This window comes from Leptospira brenneri (assembly GCF_002812125.1).
Lineage (GTDB): Bacteria > Spirochaetota > Leptospiria > Leptospirales > Leptospiraceae > Leptospira_A > Leptospira_A brenneri.
Genome location: NZ_NPDQ01000005.1, coordinates 273658 through 295219 on the forward strand (window position 1 = coordinate 273658; position 21562 = coordinate 295219).

General features: G+C 38.8%; 20 protein-coding genes and 3 tRNA genes. 13 read left to right on the forward strand and 10 right to left on the reverse strand.

Annotated features, from left to right (window positions below):
- Nucleotides 1-45: 45 nt before the first annotated feature.
- On the forward strand, nt 46-909 hold the full coding sequence (gene nadC / locus CH361_RS12735) for a carboxylating nicotinate-nucleotide diphosphorylase (RefSeq protein WP_100791180.1): 864 nt from the start codon (nt 46-48) through the stop codon (nt 907-909).
- The gene (locus tag CH361_RS12740) at nt 909-2963 is read left to right on the forward strand and encodes a RelA/SpoT family protein (RefSeq protein ID WP_100791181.1); all 2055 of its coding nucleotides are present in this window, start codon (nt 909-911) and stop codon (nt 2961-2963) included. Before nadC ends, CH361_RS12740 begins: the two co-directional genes overlap by 1 nt.
- Here the strand turns inward: CH361_RS12740 and CH361_RS12745 are convergent.
- Nucleotides 2953-4281 carry an alpha-amylase family protein gene (locus CH361_RS12745; protein ID WP_100791182.1) on the reverse strand — a complete coding sequence of 443 codons (1329 nt, stop codon included), beginning with the start codon at nt 4279-4281 and terminating at the stop codon, nt 2953-2955. The two genes, CH361_RS12740 and CH361_RS12745, sit on opposite strands and share 11 nt — an antisense overlap.
- Nucleotides 4282-4335: 54 nt before the next feature.
- On the opposite strand from CH361_RS12745, the gene CH361_RS12750 reads away from it, so the two are divergent.
- Genes CH361_RS12750 through CH361_RS12765 form a run of 4 tightly spaced genes read left to right on the forward strand, consistent with a single transcriptional unit; the run spans nt 4336 to nt 9579 of the window.
- On the forward strand, nt 4336-6183 hold the full coding sequence (locus CH361_RS12750; protein ID WP_425268686.1) for an extracellular solute-binding protein: 1848 nt from the start codon (nt 4336-4338) through the stop codon (nt 6181-6183).
- 30 nt (nt 6184-6213) lie between these two features.
- Entirely contained in the window at nt 6214-7275 is a 1062-nt protein-coding gene (locus CH361_RS12755) for a hypothetical protein (RefSeq protein ID WP_244279874.1), read from the forward strand.
- 3 nt (nt 7276-7278) lie between these two features.
- Nucleotides 7279-8835, forward strand: coding sequence for a hypothetical protein (locus CH361_RS12760; RefSeq protein ID WP_100791184.1), 1557 nt, complete (start codon nt 7279-7281; stop codon nt 8833-8835).
- Between the two features lie 3 nt (nt 8836-8838).
- A complete protein-coding gene (locus tag CH361_RS12765; RefSeq protein WP_100791185.1) occupies nt 8839-9579 on the forward strand; it encodes a purine nucleoside phosphorylase YfiH/LACC1 family protein in 741 nt (246 codons plus the stop codon).
- On the opposite strand, the gene CH361_RS12770 is transcribed toward CH361_RS12765, so the two are convergent.
- Genes CH361_RS12770 through CH361_RS12785 form a run of 4 tightly spaced genes read right to left on the reverse strand, consistent with a single transcriptional unit; the run spans nt 9560 to nt 14030 of the window.
- Nucleotides 9560-9970 carry a response regulator gene (locus CH361_RS12770; protein WP_100791186.1) on the reverse strand — a complete coding sequence of 137 codons (411 nt, stop codon included), beginning with the start codon at nt 9968-9970 and terminating at the stop codon, nt 9560-9562. The genes CH361_RS12765 and CH361_RS12770 overlap by 20 nt on opposite strands.
- Before the next feature lie 15 nt (nt 9971-9985).
- Nucleotides 9986-11065, reverse strand: a complete 1080-nt coding sequence (gene leuB / locus CH361_RS12775) for a 3-isopropylmalate dehydrogenase (protein WP_100791187.1) — start codon at nt 11063-11065, stop codon at nt 9986-9988.
- Nucleotides 11062-12279: an aspartate aminotransferase family protein gene (locus CH361_RS12780; RefSeq protein WP_100791188.1), complete on the reverse strand. Its 1218-nt coding sequence runs from the start codon at nt 12277-12279 to the stop codon at nt 11062-11064. Before CH361_RS12780 ends, leuB begins: the two co-directional genes overlap by 4 nt.
- Complete coding sequence (locus CH361_RS12785) at nt 12276-14030, reverse strand: phospho-sugar mutase (RefSeq protein ID WP_100791189.1); 1755 nt, start codon at nt 14028-14030, stop codon at nt 12276-12278. The genes CH361_RS12780 and CH361_RS12785 overlap by 4 nt, the downstream gene beginning before the upstream one ends.
- A 46-nt stretch (nt 14031-14076) precedes the next feature.
- Here CH361_RS12785 and CH361_RS12790 point away from each other — a divergent pair, with 46 nt between their 5' ends.
- On the forward strand, nt 14077-15165 hold the full coding sequence (locus tag CH361_RS12790) for a pyridoxal phosphate-dependent aminotransferase (RefSeq protein ID WP_100791190.1): 1089 nt from the start codon (nt 14077-14079) through the stop codon (nt 15163-15165).
- Nucleotides 15147-15905: a ribonuclease H-like domain-containing protein gene (locus CH361_RS12795; RefSeq protein WP_100791191.1), complete on the forward strand. Its 759-nt coding sequence runs from the start codon at nt 15147-15149 to the stop codon at nt 15903-15905. Before CH361_RS12790 ends, CH361_RS12795 begins: the two co-directional genes overlap by 19 nt.
- Here the strand turns inward: CH361_RS12795 and CH361_RS12800 are convergent.
- The 4 genes from CH361_RS12800 to hemW form a co-directional block, all read right to left on the reverse strand.
- The gene (locus CH361_RS12800) at nt 15902-16333 is read right to left on the reverse strand and encodes a CBS domain-containing protein (protein ID WP_100791192.1); all 432 of its coding nucleotides are present in this window, start codon (nt 16331-16333) and stop codon (nt 15902-15904) included. The genes CH361_RS12795 and CH361_RS12800 overlap by 4 nt on opposite strands.
- 73 nt (nt 16334-16406) lie before the next feature.
- Nucleotides 16407-16479: transfer RNA gene (locus CH361_RS12805), tRNA-Ala, on the reverse strand.
- 9 nt (nt 16480-16488) lie between these two features.
- Nucleotides 16489-16562 (reverse strand) — tRNA-Ile (locus CH361_RS12810).
- An 80-nt stretch (nt 16563-16642) separates the two neighbouring features.
- A complete protein-coding gene (gene hemW / locus CH361_RS12815) occupies nt 16643-17815 on the reverse strand; it encodes a radical SAM family heme chaperone HemW (RefSeq protein ID WP_100791193.1) in 1173 nt (390 codons plus the stop codon).
- A gap of 3 nt (nt 17816-17818) precedes the next feature.
- Here hemW and CH361_RS12820 point away from each other — a divergent pair, with 3 nt between their 5' ends.
- The 5 genes from CH361_RS12820 (at nt 17819) to CH361_RS12840 (ending at nt 20898) form a co-directional block, all read left to right on the forward strand.
- A complete protein-coding gene (locus CH361_RS12820) occupies nt 17819-18301 on the forward strand; it encodes a hypothetical protein (protein WP_100791194.1) in 483 nt (160 codons plus the stop codon).
- 61 nt (nt 18302-18362) lie between these two features.
- Nucleotides 18363-18436: transfer RNA gene (locus CH361_RS12825), tRNA-Ile, on the forward strand.
- Between the two features lie 26 nt (nt 18437-18462).
- A complete protein-coding gene (locus CH361_RS12830) occupies nt 18463-19038 on the forward strand; it encodes a bifunctional nuclease family protein (protein WP_100791195.1) in 576 nt (191 codons plus the stop codon).
- A 130-nt stretch (nt 19039-19168) separates the two neighbouring features.
- On the forward strand, nt 19169-19534 hold the full coding sequence (locus CH361_RS12835; protein WP_100791196.1) for a phasin-related domain-containing protein: 366 nt from the start codon (nt 19169-19171) through the stop codon (nt 19532-19534).
- Between the two features lie 83 nt (nt 19535-19617).
- Nucleotides 19618-20898 (forward strand): MFS transporter, encoded by a 1281-nt coding sequence (locus CH361_RS12840; protein WP_100791197.1) that lies wholly within the window; start codon nt 19618-19620, stop codon nt 20896-20898.
- Here the strand turns inward: CH361_RS12840 and CH361_RS12845 are convergent.
- Complete coding sequence (locus CH361_RS12845; protein WP_100791198.1) at nt 20895-21518, reverse strand: hypothetical protein; 624 nt, start codon at nt 21516-21518, stop codon at nt 20895-20897. The two genes, CH361_RS12840 and CH361_RS12845, sit on opposite strands and share 4 nt — an antisense overlap.
- Nucleotides 21519-21562 lie beyond the last annotated feature (44 nt).

The window sequence follows — 21562 nt, forward strand, 5'->3', positions numbered from 1 at the left end:
GCTGTCGTGAGGACAGCTTTTTTTTTGTCTAAATAGTAGGATTATATGACTCGAGGATACACAACACCTGTCACAGAAATTTCAGAAAAGGACTTCGATGCGCTGGTAACCCTGGCTTTGGAAGAGGACTTACCTGCTGGTGACATCACTACCGATTCCCTATTTGGTTCTGAGGAAATCTGTAAGGCCGACCTCCATGCAAAAGAGGATGGTGTCTTATGTGGGCTTGCTGTTTTACCTTGCCTCATCCGAAAAACAAAAGCCAAAGTAACTTGGAAACCAGTTCTTGTTGATGGAGATTCTCTTTCTAAAGGAACAATTATTGGTTCTTTAGAAGGGTCTCTTGTCAGTGTTCTTAAAATGGAACGAATTCTCCTCAATTTTATCCAATATCTTTCCGGAATTGCAACAAACGCAAATAAGGTGGCAAAAGAGTTTCCCAATCTTCTCATTTTGGATACAAGAAAAACTTTACCTGGCTATAGGAAACTAGCTAAGTATGCAGTGTATACAGGTGGAGGAGCAAATCACAGATTGAATTTGTCAGAGATGGCGATGCTTAAAGATAATCATGTAGCAAAAGCAGGATCTATCCAATCTGCTGTGCAAATTGTTCGAAATGCTAATCCAGAGAAAAAAATAGAACTAGAAATAGATGGCCTATTACAGCTTGATGAAGCTATTGCAGCAAATCCTGATATTATTTTGTTAGATAATTTTTCTGATTCCGATACCGAAAAAGCAATCGAAACCATCAAAAAAAACGCACCTGGTATTCGTATTGAATGTTCCGGTGGGATCACTCCAGAAAAATTAAAATTCCTCTCTAAATTTCAAGATATTGGTGTGAGTATGGGTTACTTAACTCATACGGTAAAGTTTTTAGATATAAGTTTGGATATTAAATAATGGGATTGTATCAGGATATTAAAGACAAACAGGAGTTATTTGAAGCGGTCGGGAAAAGGCTTGGGCCAGAGAAAGCCACATTTATAGAAAAAGCATACAATCTTGCTGATAAAATGCACGAGGGTCAGAAACGTTTGTCTGGGGAACCCTATATCATTCATCCCATGAATGTCGCTTCTGTTTTAGATGAACTAGGGTTGGACGAAAGAGCCATTGCTGCGGGCCTTTTGCATGATGTTGTAGAGGATACAAATTATAGCAAAGAAGAGATGGCTCGTGAATTTGGAGAGGATATTGCCGCACTTGTTGAAGGTGTGACTAAAATTTCTGAAATTAAATCTCAATCAAAAGAAACAGAAGCTGCTGAAAATATTCGTAAGATGTTACTTGCCACTATCAAAGATGTGCGAGTGATGTTAATCAAACTTGCAGATAAAACCCATAATGTTCGAACTTTAAAGTTCCAACCGGAAGAAAAACAGAAACGCATTGCAAAAGAGGTTTTGTCTCTTTATGCTCCGATTGCTGGCCGACTCGGTGTTTATAAAGTAAAGTTTGAATTAGAAGATTTAGCATTTCAGTCTCTCCATCCAGAAGAATACCAAGAAATTAAAAAACGTGTATCTGCAAAAAAATCAGAACGTGATGAATACATTGAAAAAATAAAAATAATCCTTAAACAAAGGTTAGCTGAAATCAGTATAGATGCTCGTATTGATGGTAGGGCGAAACATTTTTATTCGATTTATAGAAAGATGGTCACAAAGGAAAAATCATTTTCTGAGATTTTTGACCTTAGGGCTGTTCGTATCATTACCAATGAAATCAAAGATTGTTATGGGGTACTTGGAATTGTCCATACACTTTGGACACCAATCCCTGGTAGGTTTAAAGATTATATCGCCACTCCCAAAACAAATTTATACCAATCTCTTCATACAACTGTATTTGGGCCAGATGGTCGCCCCATGGAAGTGCAGATTCGTACAAAGGATATGAATGCCATTGCTGAAAATGGAGTGGCAGCGCACTGGGCTTATAAAGAATCTACAAATCTTTCGAAAACATCCGTCATTTTGCAAAATGGTGTAGAAAATGCTTTCCGAATGAAGTGGCTGGAGATTCTGAAATCTTGGCAAGATCCAAGTCTCGATTCCAAAGAGTTTATGGAAGAGTTACAATACGATCTCCATGAAGATGAGGTATTCGTTTTTACCCCCAAAGGTGAAATCATTGAAATGCCAAAGGGAGCCACGGTTCTTGATTATGCTTTCCGGATTCATACCGATGTAGGTTTACATGCTCGCGGTGGGAAAGTTAACGGAAGGATGGTTACACTTCGTACGGAATTAAAGTCGGGAGATCAGGTAGAGATCATCACAGAAAAAAGTTCCAAACCGTCTCCCATTTGGTTACGAATTGTTAAAACATCTGGTGCAAGGCAAAAGTTACGCGCTTATTTTCGAAAACTCCAAGAAGACTCACAACGAGAGACCATTGGTTCTGTTTTAGAAACGCAAGCCCCTCCCATTGATGAAAACACAATCAAAGAGATTAAGAAAGTTAAAATCAAAAAACCTCACAAAGCACATCCGCACCAAGAGGAATCCAAAGAGTTTGGAATCTCGGTTGCCGGTTGGAACGATGTGCCCGTGAGAGTTGCCTCTTGTTGTACACCTATCCCGGGGGATGAAATCATCGGTTTTATTACGAGAGGAAGGGGAGTGAGTGTTCATAAAAAAGATTGTACTACCGCTACCAAACAACTTGAGTGGATGAAAACCATTCCTGTGCGTTGGGAGGGACCAGGAGAACCCATCCCAATTCAAATTGAAGTTCGTGCAAAAGATGTACAAGGAATCTATTTGTCTATGGTGGAATCAATTTCCAGCACAGAAACAAATATTTTGGAAGCAGGAGCCTCTTCTCATCCCAATGGGACTCTTACCGCCAAATTTATGTTAGAAGTTGACCATTTGGACCAATTAAAGGAAATTTTAGAAAACTTACGAATGATCCAAGGTGTGGTTTTTGCAGAAAGGGTCAAAAAATAAACCACTGCACTTGGCTTGGGACTAGTTTGAAATAAATACCTTCATCAGATTTGGTTTGAGGATAGTCCAATCCTGTTACTAGATCAGTTAATGTTTCCCTGGGTTGGATTCCTTCTTGAAAAGGGATCCATCCGGATACTTCAGTATTTGTTTCGTTCCATAGGATTAGTTCTGTTTGATTCTCTGTTTGGATTGATTTCACAAAAACGGGATTCCCTCCAAACTCATTGTATCTTGGCCAAAAATAGCCAGTATCTTTATTTCTTTTCCTAGTGGCAATTAAGGCACGTTTGTAAAACTCTTCTGTCTTTGTATCTGGCATTTCTGAATCAACGCGAATCATTTGGACTGGATATTTTTTAGTTAACCCCTGGTCTTGGCCTTCGTGTAATAATATGGTACATTCTGTACACAAGAGTAGGCTTAAATAGGAATGGGAATTTTCACCAAATTGATGTTTTGCCCTTTCTTCGTCATGGTTTTCTAAAAATCGAATTTTATTTGGATGAGTATTTTCTTTTAATGAATGAGATATGTGGGCAGTATTGTTTTCTTTGAATGCATCATAGATGGATTTATCATAAGTTGCATCAAACCCTAGTTCTAATAAACGGTTTTCCATTCCCCAGTAGGCTTCGGCGTAAAATTTAAAATTAGGGAAACTAGTCTTAATTTTGGTTATGACTCTTTTCCAATCATACGCAGATTTTTTACCGTGAGTTTTTTCAAATACATCAGGAAGAAGTAACATCGCCATATCGCAGCGAACACCATCACATTGACTTGCGATGGTATTTAGGATTTCTATATGTTTTTTTTCTACATCGGGGTTGGAAAAATCCCATTGGATGGTATCTGTCCAGCCATCAAAATAAGGATCACGTCCATGGACATATCTGTTTCCATTGGAATGTAAAAAAGCGTTTTTAAGTGCAACTGATTCATTTGCTAACAGAAACAAATTGGGATCGGAATCGATGATCGGAGAATCGGTAGCCATATGATTGGGTACAAAGTCTAGTATCAGTTTTTTATTTAAATGATGAATGAGTTCGTAAACTTTTGTTAGGTTTGATTCATTGGATACAATTGGGTCTGGGGTATAAGAAGAAATGGAATAAGGAGATCCATAAATATCCTCGGAACTTAAAGATTGTTTTGCCGAACGGAATCCAGATTGCAGTTCTGGCATGGAGCGTGCAATGGACCTAGATTTTGGGCTATTTTTCCAGACCCCCATGAGCCAAATTTCATGAGCCCAAAGAAAAGGTAGTGAATTGACAAGAGAACTAAGGCTCACTTCCAAAGGTTCTTTCATTTTTGTACAAAAAAGCCTTGAGCCTATCTCGTACAAATGGATTTGATGGAAGGGATGTTTCATAACAAAGTTCAAATATTTAAGTATAGTTCCTCCTTACGCAAGATAGTTTTGGTTGGTTTGACAGGACTTTTGTCAATGACCTTCTTCCAAAATTGTTCAGAAGAAGATACAAAAGAATCACTCTCCAAGGTAAATGATCTTCCTTGGCAAGGGGATTTGGCTTCCATTCCGACGGCCCTTCGTGTCAAAAATCCCGTGGCAGACCCTAAGGCAAAAAAAGGGGGAAGGATCCGAATTTATTCACATCAATTTCCAAAATCCTTAAATTATTATTTAGATCAGTTCACAACTACGGCGAGAATCTTTACGAGCCTCTATGAACCACTGACAGGATACCATCCTCTGACTTTAGAAACCATCCCCCATCTGGCTAGGGATTGGAAGATCTCTCCTGACAAAAAGAAATTTACGTTTTACTTAGATCCAAATGCACTTTGGTCCGATGGCAAACCCGTGACTGCTGATGACGTAATCTTTACCTATGATACGATCATGAATCCTAAAAATGCGACTGCCGTATTTCGTGTTTCCCTTTCTCGATTTTTAAAACCAGTAAAGTTAGATGACCTTACTGTCGTTTTTGAAGCCAAAGAAGTTCATTGGAATAATTTTAATGATGTTGCTTCTTCCATCTTCATTCTACCAAAACATCATTTTGAAGGGAAAGATTTTAACAAAGAAAATATGGAATTCCCTGTTGTTTCAGGGCCATACAAAATCACTGAAGTTAAAAAGAATCGTTACATAAAATTAGAAAGAAGGGGAGACTGGTGGCAAAGAGCCTATCCTTTCAATGAAGGGCGAAACAACTTCGACCAAATTGTTTATAAGGTCTATAACGAAGAAGCGGTTGCCCTTCAAGCCTTTAAAAAAGGAGATATCGATATTTATCCAGTATACTCTGCATTTGTTTGGGTAGAGGAAGCAAAAGGAGACGCCTTTGACAAAAATTGGATCGCAAAACAACGTATCTTCAATTTAAAACCCATCGGATTTCAAGGTTGGGCCATGAACTCAAGGAGATCCATTTTCTCTGACAAACGTGTGAGAGAAGCTATGAATCTACTTGTAGATCGTAAGTTAATGATCGACAAACTTGCGTATGGCGAATATGATCCAACAAATAGTTATTATCCGGATTTTTATTTAGGTGGCGAAAAAAATCCTAATCAACCCACAGAATTTAATATAGAAAAAGCAAGAAAACTTCTTGCGGATGCTGGTTGGAAACCAAATGCAGAAGGAGTTTTGGAAAAAGATGGGAAACCATTCCAATTTTCCATTTTAGATCGCGATAAAAAAACAGAAAAATATTTCACCGTGTTTTTAGAAAAAGCAAAAGAAGTCGGAATCAGGGCATCTATTGACACTTTAGATTTAGCTGCTTGGAGTGAACGAGTTGATAAATATGATTTTGATATGACTTGGGCGGCTTGGGGATCTGGGGTATTTAAAGATCCTGAATCACAATGGCTTTCTAAGTATGCAAATGAAGAAGGACAACCAAACTTACCAGGGTTCAAAAATAGTGAGGTAGACAAACTCATCGAAAAACAAAAAACAGAATTTTCTGTTTCTAAACGAAATGAAATTTTGAAACAAATCGATCGTATTGTTTATCAAGAATATCCTTATGTTTTATTATGGCATTTACCAAGCACTCGTCTATTGTATTGGCAAAAGTATGGAGTCCCCAACCTTCCTCTAGGTAAATACGGAGATGAAAGTTTTTCATCTGACTACTGGTGGTATGATGAAGAAAAAGATAAAAAGTTATCAGACGCTTTATCAAAGAAAGAAAAATTCACAGACTACGAAGCGATTGTTCGTTGGAAGTAGAATTTAGAAGTGTCTGAGAAAAAAGGCCCAATTAAGGGGATCCGGGATCGGATCACCCAACTCTGGAACCAATATCCAAACTGGGGAAAAATTCCCCAGTTTCTCGAGTTATTGGAAAAGGGTCTCGACAAAGAACTGTTTGTTGATCCAGATAAAAAAGAAATCCCCATTCCGCTTGAGGATCTTCCTGTTGATGAAGTTCTACGAAAGTCTGGTTTCTTTCGTAACTTGTATGAAAAACTATTTCCCGTTTCACATGTATTTCGAATCACATATCGCTATGATCGTGAATTTTTAGATAACTTTATGCCTTTGTCTAAGGATGGATACATTGGCCGTGGTTCCTATAAGTTTGTTTATAAACTTCCTTGGAACCAAGTGGTTAAAATTGGAAAATCCAAATTACCTTCCGATGCGATTTTTGGCTCTTTATTCAAAGAAGTGGGCCGAGATCTTTCCCGGTTTTTAAAACCAGAAGAGATGGAGTTAAGAGATTTTTTAAAAGCGCGAACTTCTAGAGATTCGAAACGAGATGAAATCGATTTTAAGTTCAAACGATTGGGTTTAGAAAGATTACATTATTGGAAGCTAAAGTCTTTAATTCCTGATTTAGTGGTTCCAACCCGTTTTTTTATGGGGATGCGAGTGAGGAATAATCCCTTCGGAATTCCCAATGTCACTCTCACTCCTTGCGACCAACAGCCGTTACTTGCAGGAAAACATCTCAAAGAATTTACCATACGAAATGAAAAATTAGACCAAAATCCAATTATGGATAAATTTTTTCCCAAGTGGAAATTGAATTTTGACTCTCATAGATTTGGTGTGATTTCGAAATCTAAGTTAAAGAAAATTGCAGTGGATTTCAATCGTGTGATTGAAGTGACAAAATTTTTAGCAGAAGAAGAAAAGTTAATTTTTGATATCCATGCAGAAAACATCATCATCACCTTACCTGATTTCGAACTAAAGATTTTTGACTTCCATGTATTTGATGACTATTTGTATGAGCCTTCCGAAGAAAATCCAACACCGGAAATGGATCATATTCAAATCATTGAAGAATTCATTAAGTCATTTGAATTGGATTAATTTATGTTTTTTTTTAAACGCAATTTTCTTTCTTTCTATATTCTCTCTATTCTATTTTTTGTTTTTGCCTTTTACCAAGCATACCATTGGAAATGGATTTGTGATGATGCTTATATTAGTTTTGTTTATGCCAGAAATTTATTCGAGGGTTCGGGACTTGTTTTTAATTTAGAAGAAAGAGTCGAAGGATATACTAACTTTCTTTGGACTATATTTTTATCCTTAGGGATTCGTCTGGGAATCAAACCACAAATCCTATCGATTGGCCTTGGGATTTTCTTTTATTTGGCTACTCTATTTGTCTTTTTTAAAGAAGAGAACAGGCTTTCCCTAGGAAAACTATATCCAGTTCTTTTGGTTCACTTAGCCGTTTTTTACCACCTTTATATTTTTGCCACCTCGGGATTAGAAACTTCTCTTTTTACATTTTTAATCTGTTTCGGTTTACTTTTGTGGGAAAAGGAAAGTGACTTTCTTTTTCCTATTTTTTTCTTATCTGCCCTAACACGTCCAGAAGGGGCTCTTTTTTTATTTCTCTCCTCTCTCGATTGGCTCTTTCGTAAAAAACTTTGGAAACCTGTTCTTTTTGGATTTTTATTTCTTCTATTTTTAGGATTTCGGTATTTTTACTACGAAGACATTTTCCCGAATACCTTTTATGCCAAAGGAAGTAAAGGGGCTTACTTTTTGCAAGGCCTCTATTATCTTTTCTATTTTATTTGGTCGTATCCGCTTTATTTGTTTGTTTTCATCTTAACGGGAATACAAATTTACAAATCCATTCGTGATCATAAGAAATTACGATTCTTATTCACTTCGGTGATTTTGTACATTCTTTATGTTTTGTATGTTGGTGGGGATTTTATGGGAAATCGCTTTTGGATTCCTATTTTACCTTATCTTTCTTATTTGGCATTTTTACAAATCAATGAATGGGATTCGAACTCTCAAATCGAATCTAACCAATCTGGATTTTGGTCCAAATTTTATGTAAAGAACAGGCTCATAATTTGTTTTCTATTTATATTGTCTGCTGCCGTATATACAGATCCTCTAAAAAGCAACGGAGTTCGCCTTCCTGACTGGAAAGGAATTGTCGAAGAACGAGTGTTTTATGAAGACCATCTGATTCGAACAGATGGATATGATTCGAATTCTCTTTCTGATTTTCGTGTGGCTTTTTTTGGAGCCCAGGCACATTTTATTTATTATTTGAGGCCTTCTTTTGCTTTTGAAGCCGAGTCCGGGCTTACCGATAGAGAATTTGCAAAAAAGAAAATCCGAACAAGGGGAAGGATTGGCCATGAAAGTGAACTTGAGACCAAGGACTTAAATCAAAGGAAAATTGAGATCCTTCTCGACAATCGCCTTCCTGGGCTGAACTTACCGTACATCGAATACATTTGGAGAACCAGCCATCTTCGTTTTTATCTTTGGTCTTATGATCCAAAAAAAATTGAAACTCTATGCCTTCGATCTGATTGGAATTGTGTGGACTTGTTCCAAACTTTTGAAAGAAATCATTGGGACAAGAGCCAACCTAGAGATTTGGGGAATTAAGTTGTGGAATTTTTAAAAGAATTATCTCTTCCTTACGGGAAAATAAAGTTTGGAGTTGCCGGCAAACAAACATTAGATTCTTTGAAGGAGAAATATCCCTCCTATCCTAAAACCTCTAGTTTATGGAAAGAGTATACCAAGGAATGGATCGGAAAAGACTTTGACAGTTCTAAAATTCAAGGATTTACTCTCAACCAAGTCCATGGAGATTCCATTCATTCTGTCACTTACAGTGAAACGAATCAAAATTCAGAGAAAATTTTGGAAGGTGATGCTTTGTACACAAACTCTTCCGATCTGATGCTTGTGGTTCGCACAGCCGATTGTGTCCCTGTTTTTTTATATTCCAACAAACGACCGTTTATTGCTATCATCCATTCTGGTTGGAAGGGGACAGCACTTGGAATCACCGAACAGGTATTGGAAAAAACATTGGAACTGGGTTTTGATTTAGAGGAACTCCAATTGGAGATTGGTCCTTATATCCAGAAATCTGATTATGAAGTGGGGGATGATGTTGCCAAATATTTCCTTTCTTTAGGAGAAGATGTCTGCCAAGGCAAAGAAGATGGTAAGTTTTTGTTGGATGTAGGGAAAGCAATTGAGGTTCGTGTCGGGAAACGATTTGGAAATCTTTTAAAGATAAAAAACGACCACACGAATGTATTTCGAAGCCCTCTTTACTTTAGCCACCGGGCTAAAGAAGAAGGCCGGAACTTAAACTTTATACTTTGGGAATCTTAAGTAAGGTTTCTTTGATTTTTTCTAAGATTTTTTCACGTTTGATCGGTTTGACAATGTATTCCATTGCTCCATTTTCCAAAAGTGCTTTGATCACCGAAGGAGTATTCTCTTCGGAAATAAAAAGAATTCTTGGAAGCACTCCCATCTCCTTCATATCCCAGAAAGCAGCATAACCATCAACCTCAGGTAAAAAGATCTCAATGGTCACAAGATCAATCTGTTGGCGATGTTCTTTGTACATTTGTAAAAGTTCTTTCCCTGTTTCAGCAACACCAATGATTTTGAAACCTTCTGATTCCAAAATCTGTTGGAGTTGTTTGGATTGGAATTTTGAATTCTCGGCTATGAGAATTTGGTAGGGTCTGCCTGTCGGTCCGATGCCTGCTTGCATAATGTTCTCCGTAGTTTATCCAAGTGCCTTTTCGATTTCAACACCAATTTCTTTCGTGCCGAGGACAGATGTGCCTTCTTCCGCAATATCTCTCGTGCGAAATCCCTTCTTTAGAACGGTTCGAATGGCATTTTCAATGGCAACTGCTTCCGATTCCAACCCAAAAGAGTATCTTAACATCAGGGCACCGGACAGGATCTGGGCGATTGGGTTTGCAATCCCTTTCCCTGCAATGTCGGGAGCCGAGCCACCCGATGGTTCATAGAGTCCAAAACCCGATTCGGAAAGCGAGGCGGACGGCAACATCCCAATAGAACCTGTGATGATGGAGGCTTCGTCAGAAAGGATATCTCCAAACATATTTTCGCAAAGCATGACATCGAATTGTTTTGGTTTTACGATGAGTTGCATCGCCGCATTGTCTACGTAAAGGTGTTCCAAAATACAATCAGAGTATTCTGCTTTGTGAAGGGCTACTACCACTTCTCTCCAGAGAACAGATGTTGTTAATACGTTTGCCTTATCAATGCTAGTTACTTTTTTATCTCGTTTTCTTGCTGCATCAAAAGCTGTGCGTGCAATTCGTTCGATTTCACGACGAGAATATCTCATAGTGTCATAAGCGAATTCTTCTGGGCCAGAACCTTCTCTACCTTTTGGTTTTCCAAAGTAGATTCCAGAAGTCAATTCCCGAAGGATTAAAATATCGAGTCCATCTCCAATGATATCTCCGCGAATGGGACTTGCTTTTTTTAATTCGGGATAAATGATCGCGGGCCGAAGGTTCGCAAATAAATCAAAGTGTTTGCGGAGTGGTAGTAGGGCACCGCGTTCTGGTTGTCTATCCGGAGGTAAGGTTTCCCATTTAGGTCCACCTACTGATCCAAAAAATATAGCACTTGCAGATTCACAGAGTTTTAAAGTTTCATCGGGAAGGGGAAACCCAGTGGCGTCAATAGCGGCACCACCAACTAATGCATGTTCAAAGGTAAATTCGGAAGATTTTTTTCCTAATGCTTTTTTGACCACTTGTAAGGCCACGTCCATCACTTCTGGACCAATTCCGTCTCCGGCGAGTACTGCTACTTTTTTCATTTCATATCCTTTAATACTGATTCTAAAATATCCAATCCTTCTGTTGCTTTTTCTATGCTTAAGATGAGAGGGGGTATAATTCTAATAACATTCCCTGCTGTGCTATTCACAACAAGCCCACGTTTCAAACATTCTTCGACCACGGGCCTTGATTCGGAATACAATTCCACACCAATATGAAGCCCGCGACCCCTCACTTGTTTGATTTTGCCTGTGGATTCCATCATTGTTTTTAACCTTGCAAACATTTGTTCTGAAATCGTTGAAACATGGTCGAGTAAGTTTCGTGATAAAATGATTTTGAATGTCTCGTAAGCGGCTACGCAAGCCAAATGGTTGCCACCAAATGTGGAACCATGCATCCCTCGTTCTAAAACGGACTCGTATTCTTTTGCAACCACAAGGGCACCAATCGGAAATCCTGAACCAAGTGCTTTGGCAAGGGTGAAGGCATCTGGATACATTCCATAATGTTCAAAACAAAACATCTTTCCTGTGCGTCCCATTCCTGTTTGGATTTCATCGAAAACAAGGAGAGAATCTGTTTCTTCTGTTAACTTACGAGCTAAATTGACGAAGGATTGGGTGAGTGGAACCACTCCACCTTCTCCGATGATCAGCTCCATAATGATCCCAGCGATGGACTCGCCGTATTGGTCAAAAGCTTGGATGAGTGAATCTTCGTTATTGGCCTCAACAAAATAAACATCAGAGGCTAGTTCTCCAAATCCAGAACGAACAGATTCATTTCCCGTCATGGTCATTGCAGAAAGAGTCCTACCATGAAAGCTGGAATGGAGAGCAAGGATGACTGGTTTATCGATGTTTTTTTTCACCCCATGTCTACGCATGAGTTTGAAAGCAGCTTCATTGGCCTCTGTTCCAGAATTACATAAAAATACTTTTCCAGGAATACTATTTTCGATAATGACTTCGGCAAGTTTTGCTTGTTCTTCCGAGTAATAGAGATTTGAGGAATGGAGGATTTTGTCCATTTGGTTTCGCATGGCTTCAATTAGGTCGGCTTCCCCGTGTCCCAAATTGGATACAGCAATCCCCGCAAGAAAATCAATATAACCTTTGTTATCTTGATCAAAAATCATTTCGCCGACACCGTATCCAAAAGCGACCGGATAACGATTGTATGTATTTAGTAAGTATTTATCTGAGAGATTTTTGATTTCTTCGAATTTAGTTTTTGTTTCGTTACTCATTTTAGCCCTGCAAGTTGTAGAAATTCTGATTCTGCCTGCGTAATTTCTTTTCCAAGAGATTCCCAAAGGCTTGGGATTTCTGATGATTTTTTAAGTTTTTTCAAAGAGGCAAAGGAAGAATAAACCTTTACCTTCGGTTCTGTTCCAGAAGGACGAATGGTGAGTTTGGCGTTTCCTTCTAGTTCCACCTGGATGACATTGGATTTAGGCATTCCTTTAAAAACAGTGGATTTTGATTTCCCGTCTGCTTTTTGAGTTTCATAGTCAAGAACTCCGACAACCTTTCTTCCTCCAATGGTTTTACCGACTAAAGATTCTGTACGAAGAGATTCGATAGACTTTTTAATCTTTTCTTGTCCAGAACTTCCTTCTAAGGTCAAAGAATACAAACTTTCACGATACAATCCATATTTTAAATAGATGGATTCTAAATAAGAAAGTAGATCACCCTTTTCTGCTAAGATTTCTACAAATAACAATGCACTGGAGAGAGAATCTTTATCACGGACAAAAGGTACGGGTAAGTATCCATAAGATTCTTCACCACCAAAGAGAAATACATTATTTTTCTTCACCTCAATCTGCTTCATTTCTTCTGCGATGTATTTAAATCCGGTAAGAACGTTTTTAATTTTAATTCCGTTTTTTTTCGCAATCGCTTCTTGTAAGTCAGTGGTTACGATAGTTTTGACTAAATGATAGGTTTTGGTTTTTGATTTTTTTCTTTCAGCGAGATAAGCCGCCATTATCGAACCAATTTGGTTTCCATTTAGGTATTCATACTCACCGTCTGCACGTCGTACTCCTACGCCGAGCCTATCAGCATCGGGATCGGTTGCAATAAAGACGGAAGCTTTTTTCTTTTTGGCATGGAACTCAGATAAGGCGAGGGCTTCTTTTTCCTCAGGGTTCGGATACTTAACCGTTGGAAATTCACCGTCTGGTTTTTTTTGTTCTGGAACGAGAAATACAGATTTATATCCAAAGAAGTTTAACATTTCTTTCATATAATCTCCACCGGTTCCATGGAGTGGTGAGTACACAATTCCTAGATCATTTCTTGTTTTGGATTTTACAGAAGAAAGAATCCCTGCTTGTTTTAAATCTTTTAAATAGGTTTTAAAAACCACAGGCCCCACTGGTTTTACGAATTTTTTATATTCCGCGGCTGTCTTTTTTACAAATGGGATGGTTGACCAATCATTGATTTCACTAATTCTTTTTATGATCAGAGAATCATCAGGGGGAACCAGTTGTCCTCCGTCAGCCAGATAGGCTTTGAATCCATTGTATTCGGGAGGATTGTGAGAAGCAGTGATGACAATTCCACCACTGGCTTTGTAATGACGAATGGCATAAGATAAAAGTGGAGTTGGTGTTACCTTGGGAAAAATATATACTTTAACTCCCAGTTTGGCGGCGATCCCTGCAGAGAGTTCTGCAAATTCTTTGGAGAGCCTTCTCGAATCGTAAGCGATGACAATGGAGGCATCTTTTTTAGTGTCTCTTAGATAACTAATAAAACCAAGTGCAGCACGACCTACTGTATAGAGGTTCATTTTGCCGATTCCATTTCCAATCTTGCCCCGAATCCCACCGGTCCCAAAACTTAAAGGTACGGCATAAGCATCTACGAGTTCGGAACTCATGCCAGCCTTCCAATCTTCGTAAGCCTTTTTGGCTTCAATCTGGATTTCCGATGAAAAAGGTGATTTCGTCCAAGATAGGATATTGTCTTCTGGTTTCAACATAGCTTACATACTAATCTTTTGAAGTAGAGCAGTCTGGAAATCAATTTTGGAACCTAGAGAATTTTTCATAGAAGACCGGTTGGAACGATTCCGTCTAAAGGCGTTTTGTAACTTAGGCGAGAGTGGACTTGGTCATTTCCGTTTGGATGAGGTGCTGGCCATGGCAAACTTGAGTGGGGCAGATCTCGATAAAATTCCTATGAATGACGCGCCGAACCAGGGTTCCCTGGAACTTCGTTCGGCCATTGCTCAACTTTATCCGGGAGTTTCCCCTGATCAGGTTCTTGTCACCACAGGAACGGGGGAGGCACTTTACTTAGCGTTTCATATTGCGTTAAAAGCCCAATCAAAGCTGGCCCTGATTTGGCCTGCTTTCCAAGCCCTCTATGAAATTCCGAAAATGCTTGGGGCAGAAATGATCAAACTTCCTTATGAATCAGCTTTCCTTGCCTCGACTTGGAAGGAAGTGGAGGCCGACCTTTACGTTTTGAACCATCCCCATAATCCAACGGGAAAAACTTTTTCTGAATCTGAATGGAAGGCACTCACCACTCATTTCAAAGCGGAAAAGAAAAAAGTTCTTTTTGATGAACATTACCGGTTTTTACCAGGGGAAGGTTTTATGGGAAGGACCGGTGTGGATACAAAACATTCTTTTTATGGAACAGGTTCCTTTACCAAATGTTTTGGAGTCACAGGGCTTCGAGTCGGTTGGCTTGTGGCAGAAGAATCTTTTATCAAACGCGCTCGTTCTTTTAAAGATTATTTAACTCATACTGTTTCTCCCATCTCGGAACGGATTGCCTTAGGACTTCTGAGTGCAAAAGAAAACTTCCTTCCTTCCATCCAAACAAGAGTGCGAAATAATATAAAAGAATTTGATTCTGTATGGAAGGATCTTCCGCATACCAGATCATTCACTCTGCCTGATGGTGGCCTTGTCGGTTGGTTGCAACTAGAGCCTGGGATTTCCTCTGAACGTTATGCGGACAGACTGTTTGAAAAAACGGGTGTCTTTGTTTTGCCAGGGATCAATTTTGAAGAAGAGGGTTTTTTGCGAATCGGATTTGGAGAGAAAGAAGATCGAATGATCGAAGGGCTTTCTAGGTGGAGAGAATGTTCGGATCTCATCTGACATCTAGCCTTCAACTTTTTCCTGGTATCGGCGAAAGGAAAGAGAAACAATTATTTGGTGCTGGTGTGTATGATTGGAATTCGCTTATTCAATACCAAAAACAAAAAATGGATCCCTTACTTCCTTCAGTTTCTATTTTAGAAGAACGAAAAGAAGAGTTAGAAATCCAATTATCTGAATCTAACTTTATTTTTTTTACAAATGAACTTCCCAGTCTGGAATACTGGAGGTTATGGCAAAATTTTCCAGAAAGGTTTTGTTTTTTAGATATTGAAACCACTGGGATCTCCGAATCTTCCGTAACAACTGTTGTGAGTATTTATCAAGACAAAGTAATGTTAACGTTTGAAAGAGGAAAGGATTTAGAATTTCTTTTTGATTCCATCTCACCTGAGGACATCCTTGTTACTTACAATGGAAGAAGATTTGATATTCCTTTTTTAGAGAAAGAATTTCATTACCGAGTGAAGAACCCGCAGTTAGATTTGATGAATCTTTTGCATTCCATTGGAATCAAAGGAGGATTAAAAAAATCCGAAGTACAACTTGGTCTTGTTCGACCAGAAGAAATCGCTGGGATGGATGGAAGGCAAGCTCCACTATTATGGTTTGAATACCAGAGAACGGATAACAAAGAAGCCTTGGAAAAACTAATCGCTTATAATAGAGAAGATACTAAAAACTTAGAAATTGTTTTAGAAAAAACGATCGATAGGCTTACAGAAAATCGTTTGTTCTAGTGAGGTCCATACATATACTCTCTGAGGATACTCATCTCGGCTTGGGTTCTGTTTAATTTTGTTTTGACCGCATCACCAATCGAGATCAGACCAATGATTTTGTCTCCGTCGAGAACCGGCATATGGCGGAATCTTTTGGTGATCATGTTGTTTAAGATATCATCCACATCTTCGTCGGGACCTGCCACTGTGAGTTGAGTGGTCATAACATCTTTCAATTTGATTTTGTCTACGTTTGTATGGTCTTTGGCAACCACTCGCATCAAATCTCTTTCAGTAAAGATTCCCACAAGTTTCCCTTGGAAGGTAACAATTAGAGATCCCACTTTGGCACCAACCATCATCTGGGTGGCTTCCAATACATTTCTATCTTCTTCGATGGAAAGAACGGAGGATGCTTTGTCTTTGAGGATATCTTTTACGGACATGTCTCTTGGTTTATAGGAATTCTAAAGAGATAGCAAGAAATTTTTACAGGAGTGTGACAAGAGAACGGGATTTTGGAGCGTATCGGGATCGAACCGATGACCTTCTGAATGCAAATCAGATGCTCTCCCAGCTGAGCTAACGCCCCGTTTCTTTATGGGCCTGACAAGACTTGAACTTGTGACCCCTCGCTTATCAAGCGAGTGCTCTAACCAACTGAGCTACAGGCCCGGGATACGAACAGTATTTTTCGAGAGGGGTCTATGGGCAATCTTTTTTTAAGATAATTTTAAGAAAGTAATCTGGAAAATTTAGAGAGAAATTTCCAAGATTAGATCATCTAACAAGAGTAATGCCTCTTGGTTCCATTGGAATACTCCCGCATCAATTGAACACAACCCTCTTTTTTCCCAACCTTCAATGGTTTTTAAATACTTTGGTTTTGTTTTTGCATCCAAATAAGTTTCTATAAAATCCAAATACCGAAAAGGAGAGAACAATCGAAATAATGTAAGACTGAGTTCGGTTCCCGGGTCGACAGGCTCATACTTTGTGTTGGTTTGTTTTTTTTGATAGAGATTTGAATTTCGTGGATTGCCATATCGATTTCCGGCAATCATTCCATGTGCTCCTGGCCCAATGCCTAAGTAAGGTTCATAAGTCCAATACTTCAAGTTGTGTAAGGATTCAAACCCAGGTTTTGCATAATTGGAAACTTCATACCACAAGTAAGCATGTTCCTTTAGTAAGTTTGGTAATTGTGTGAGGATATTTGATTGTGTATCTTCTTCAGGTTCTTTCTTTTTATGGTCCGAAACGTCTCGAGAATACTGGGTTCCTTTTTCTAAAGTTAAGGAATACAAACTCAAATGAGGTAATCCCGCTTCTAAAAAAAGGTTTAAATCTCTATAAAAAGATTCTTTGGAAACCCCTGGAATTCCATACATTAAATCGATTCCCACTCGTTTGATTGGAGAATGGGTGAGTACCTTCAGCAGAGATCCGTAACGATCGCCATCGTAATGGCGACCTAAAAATTCGAGTCCTTTCGGTTCTAAGGTTTGGACTCCCACATTCACTCGGTTGATTCCAATGGAATGGTATGCGGCAAGTAGATCGGAACTTAAATCTTCTGGATTCACCTCGATGGAAATCTCCGGATTGTCTGAAAAAGAAAACTCGGAACGTAAAAAATCTAAAAGTTCTTTCCAGTGTTTGGGCGAAGCTTTGGAGGGAGTGCCTCCACCAAAAAACACGGTATCGATGGTTCGATTTTTAATTTCAGGAAAATGATTTGTCCTATCTAAAATTTCCTTTTGGTAAGATTGGAAAAGCGACTTTTCGTCGTTAGCTGGTCCAGGACCAATCCCTTCGGAATAAAAATCACAATAATCACATTTTTTAAAACAATAGGGGAAGTGGACATAGACTCCTAAGTAAGAATTTCTGACTTGCCAGATAGATTGTTTGTCTAATAATTCCATGGTATGAAAGGATTTCTATGGACTCTTTTTGTTTTCGGAATCTCTACCTCATCTATCCTTTCACAGACACTTGTAGAACCAAACCAAAACTTTGTTTGGGAAGGATTTTCTTTTGTATTTCCAGAACCTGTGGTGGTTAAAACGGAATCTTTGATGAGTCAAAAACTCACGGTTTATCCTGCAAAACGAGATGGTTTTTTTATGGTGGTTCGAACCCTTCCATGGTTGGAACCCTTCGATCCAAAATCGACTTGGAAGGATTCTGTCTTTACGCGGGGGATTGAACCAAAAGAGTTCCAGAAAACTCTGGGAAATCTAAACTTCCAAATTTTTCAGGCAGACCAAATCCGCAACCAAAACGCACTTCGTAACCAAGTGTGGATTGGGCTCGAGTCCAATCCTGGATTATGGATCTGGATCCAATGGAAGAGTGATCGTAAAGACCTTACCGAATTCTTTGAATCCAACCGCTTTCTTTCGCTTTAGGCTCCAATCTTTTGTTTTGTGCTTGTCTCTACTTATTTCCTCGAAAGATTGGAAGTCAGTGGGGCCTATAGCTCAGTTGGTTAGAGCAGCAGACTCATAATCTGCGGGTCGAAGGTTCGAGCCCTTCTGGGCCCACAAAACAGGAAAGGAATCGATATTGTATGGAGTTTTATGAAGTAAAAATCTCTGATATCAGCCTGACCAATGTAGGCTTTGCCGTTTTTCTTCGTCCAAAGGATTCGGATGACAAACGTGTAGTTCCTATTTTTATCGGGCCATTGGAAACTCATTCCATCACCACCGTGATCGATGGAACCAAACCTCCTAGACCTATGACACATGACCTCATGTTGTATATGTTAACCTCTCTAGGTGCCACTGTTCTTAAAATTACCATAGAAGAAATCATCGACAGTACGTTTTACGCCAAAATCCAACTCCAAAAAGACGGTGAGATCATCACTCTTGATGCAAGACCTTCTGATTCGATTGCCCTGGCTCTAAGAGCCAATGCCCCTATATTTATCGCTAAATCAGTGTTAGATGAAACGGGGATCATTATGAAAGAAGAAGATATGCAAGGGGATAGTATCTCTTCTGAGAAAAAAATCCAAGCCCTTCCTAAATCCAACCTTCAGATTTTGGAAGAAACTTTGGAAAACGCTCTGAAAACCGAAGACTACGAAACAGCCGCCAAAATCAGAGACCAAATCAAAAAGCTTATCGAAAATAGTTAAGACTAGTTTCGCTCTTAACTATGTCTCATAGAAATCTGGTACATTAGAATTTTTTAATTGTAATCCCATCTTTTCTTTCTTAAACTTGGAATCCAAAAATAGGTGCGTTTGCCCTTTATAGGAAAGTTGTATGGAAAAATTGGTTATGGATGTTGTGAATGCTGGAATTGCTCTTTTTCGTTCTGGCGAGGAAAAGTTAAAAACTGCAGTTGTTGATTTAGAAAAAGTTTATAATGACCTAAAATCAAAAGGGGAATTGGACAAATCAGCCGAGTCTCAAAAGATTCGTGACCTTTTAAGTAAAACCATTGCAGATGCTCAAGGGGCGATTGGAAAAACTAATGCTAGTTATGATGAAGTTCTCGCAAAACTTCAAACAAATTACCAGTCCATTTACCAACAAATTGATACGGCAATTCCTCCTCAAGTAAAGGAAAAACTAAAACAAACGTTAGATGAGTTGAAGGCTTTGATCGAAAAAGCAAAAACGAAATAATCTTTCGTTTTCTTAGTGAAATTTAAGAAATTGCCACAGAGATTTCTGTGGCTTTTTTTATTTGTACCTAGAAATTTGTCTAGATGAGTACGTCTCCCAAACGAATCAAATTCATACTTTTCCTAATTGTTTTTACGGACATGATGGGTTTTTCCCTTTTATTTCCTCTATTTCCCAAAACCTTAGAATTCTTCTTATTAAAGGGTGATGATGCTCTGTTTCGAATGTTCTATTCTTCTGCGAACCTTTTGTCCTTTGGTGGGGACACAAAATATACCTTTGTATTGTTTGGTGGGATACTAGGGAGTATTTATAGTTTTTTACAATTTATTGCAGCTCCAGTTTGGGGAAGGTTTTCCGATCATTCGGGAAGGCGAGCCATTTTACTTTTTACCACTCTTGGCAACACTATTGGGTATCTTCTTTGGTTGTTCTCTTCACAGTTCTGGATGTTTGTTTTAAGCCGAGTGATCACTGGGATGATGGGTGGAAATTTATCAGTAGCTTCTGCCGCTATGGCAGACCAAACAGACGAAAAATCGAGAGCCGCAGGGATGGGGTTTCTTGGAGCTGGAATTGGTCTTGGGTTTGTGATGGGTCCACTCCTCGGAGGAATCAGTTCTCAGTGGACCTTTCTGGATTCCTTTTATAAGGAAGGATCTGTGGTTGTGTTTCCTGCTTCTGCATTTTTTGCGATTTTGGTTTCTCTACTCACAGTGATTTTAGTTTTTGTATTTTTACCCCATAACAAACCAGAAGTGGTTCCTGAAAAAGAAATCCATCCATTCCTTTCTTTAAAGAAAATTGAATCTAGGAATTTGGTTCGTATTTCTTTACTCAACTTACTATTTGTACTTAGTTTTTCTGGATTCGAATTTGTTGTGAACTTTTTTCTTTCTGATAGTTTTCAATTTTCTCCCAAAGAGATTGGTTTTACATTTTTATACATTGGAATCATCATCATACTCGTGCAAGGTGGTGTGGTTCGAAGGCTTTCTGGTAAAATTTCAGAAAAAAGAATTTCTCTTTATGGAGCAGTCCTTGTGGTGATTGGGATGGGGCTTCTGGTTAGTTTTGGAACTAGTTTTACGGGACTTTTTATTTCTTTATTCTTTTTGGCTTTTGGGAGTGCACTTGTCAACCCAGGGCTTTCTTCCTTTGCTTCCCTGGAGAGTGGGAAAGGGGATTTGGGGAGGTCTCTTGGACTCTTCCGAAGTTTTGGTTCTCTCGGAAGAGCCATTTCACCAGTCGTATTTTCTTTGTTATACTTTCAAAAAGGGCCTAGTTTGGCGTTTTTTGTTTCCCTAATCCTTCTCATTGGATTTGGAATTTTACTTTATACTCAAAAAGAAAAAACAACTTAAAGAAAAGATTCTAATTTCGCACGAAGCATGGGAAACACAAGTTTCTCATCTAATTTTTCTCCCGTTAAGGAAGTGCGAAGTAAAAAACTATCTCGAATTTTACCGTCAAAACTATTGGCTGTAAAACTGATGATATCAATTCCTAAGTGGAATAGAGATTCAGTGATCTGAAAAAGAATTCCCGGAGTGTCTTTCATTCGCAAATCCATAACGGTAAAATCTGAAGAAATTGGATTATAAAGTTTGAGAGTGGCTTCTGTATCTCCCACTTTACGAACCAGTACTTCTTCTTTTGCATTTTCACGTAAGTACATCGCCACCGTTTTTCCTTCATAAAAAAGGGAATAGAGGTCAGTCCGGATTTGAGACAAAAGTTCTTCTGTCATTTCGCCCCCGTCCCAGCTGCGAATCACAAATAGATCTTGAACATGTCCATCACTTGCAGTTTCCGCGACGGCTTCTAAAATATCCCAACCGTGGTTGTAAAGGACAGAAGTCACTCGGTAAAGGATTCCTAAATCGTCCTGAGAAAGAGAAATTTTCAGTAGGGTCGTATCTTTTCTTGGGACACAAGAAACATGTAGGATGGGTTTTTTGATTTCTTGCATAGTTTGCGCCATAGAATTCTCCCTTAAAATCGGCATTCTGCTTAGAACTTAAGCAA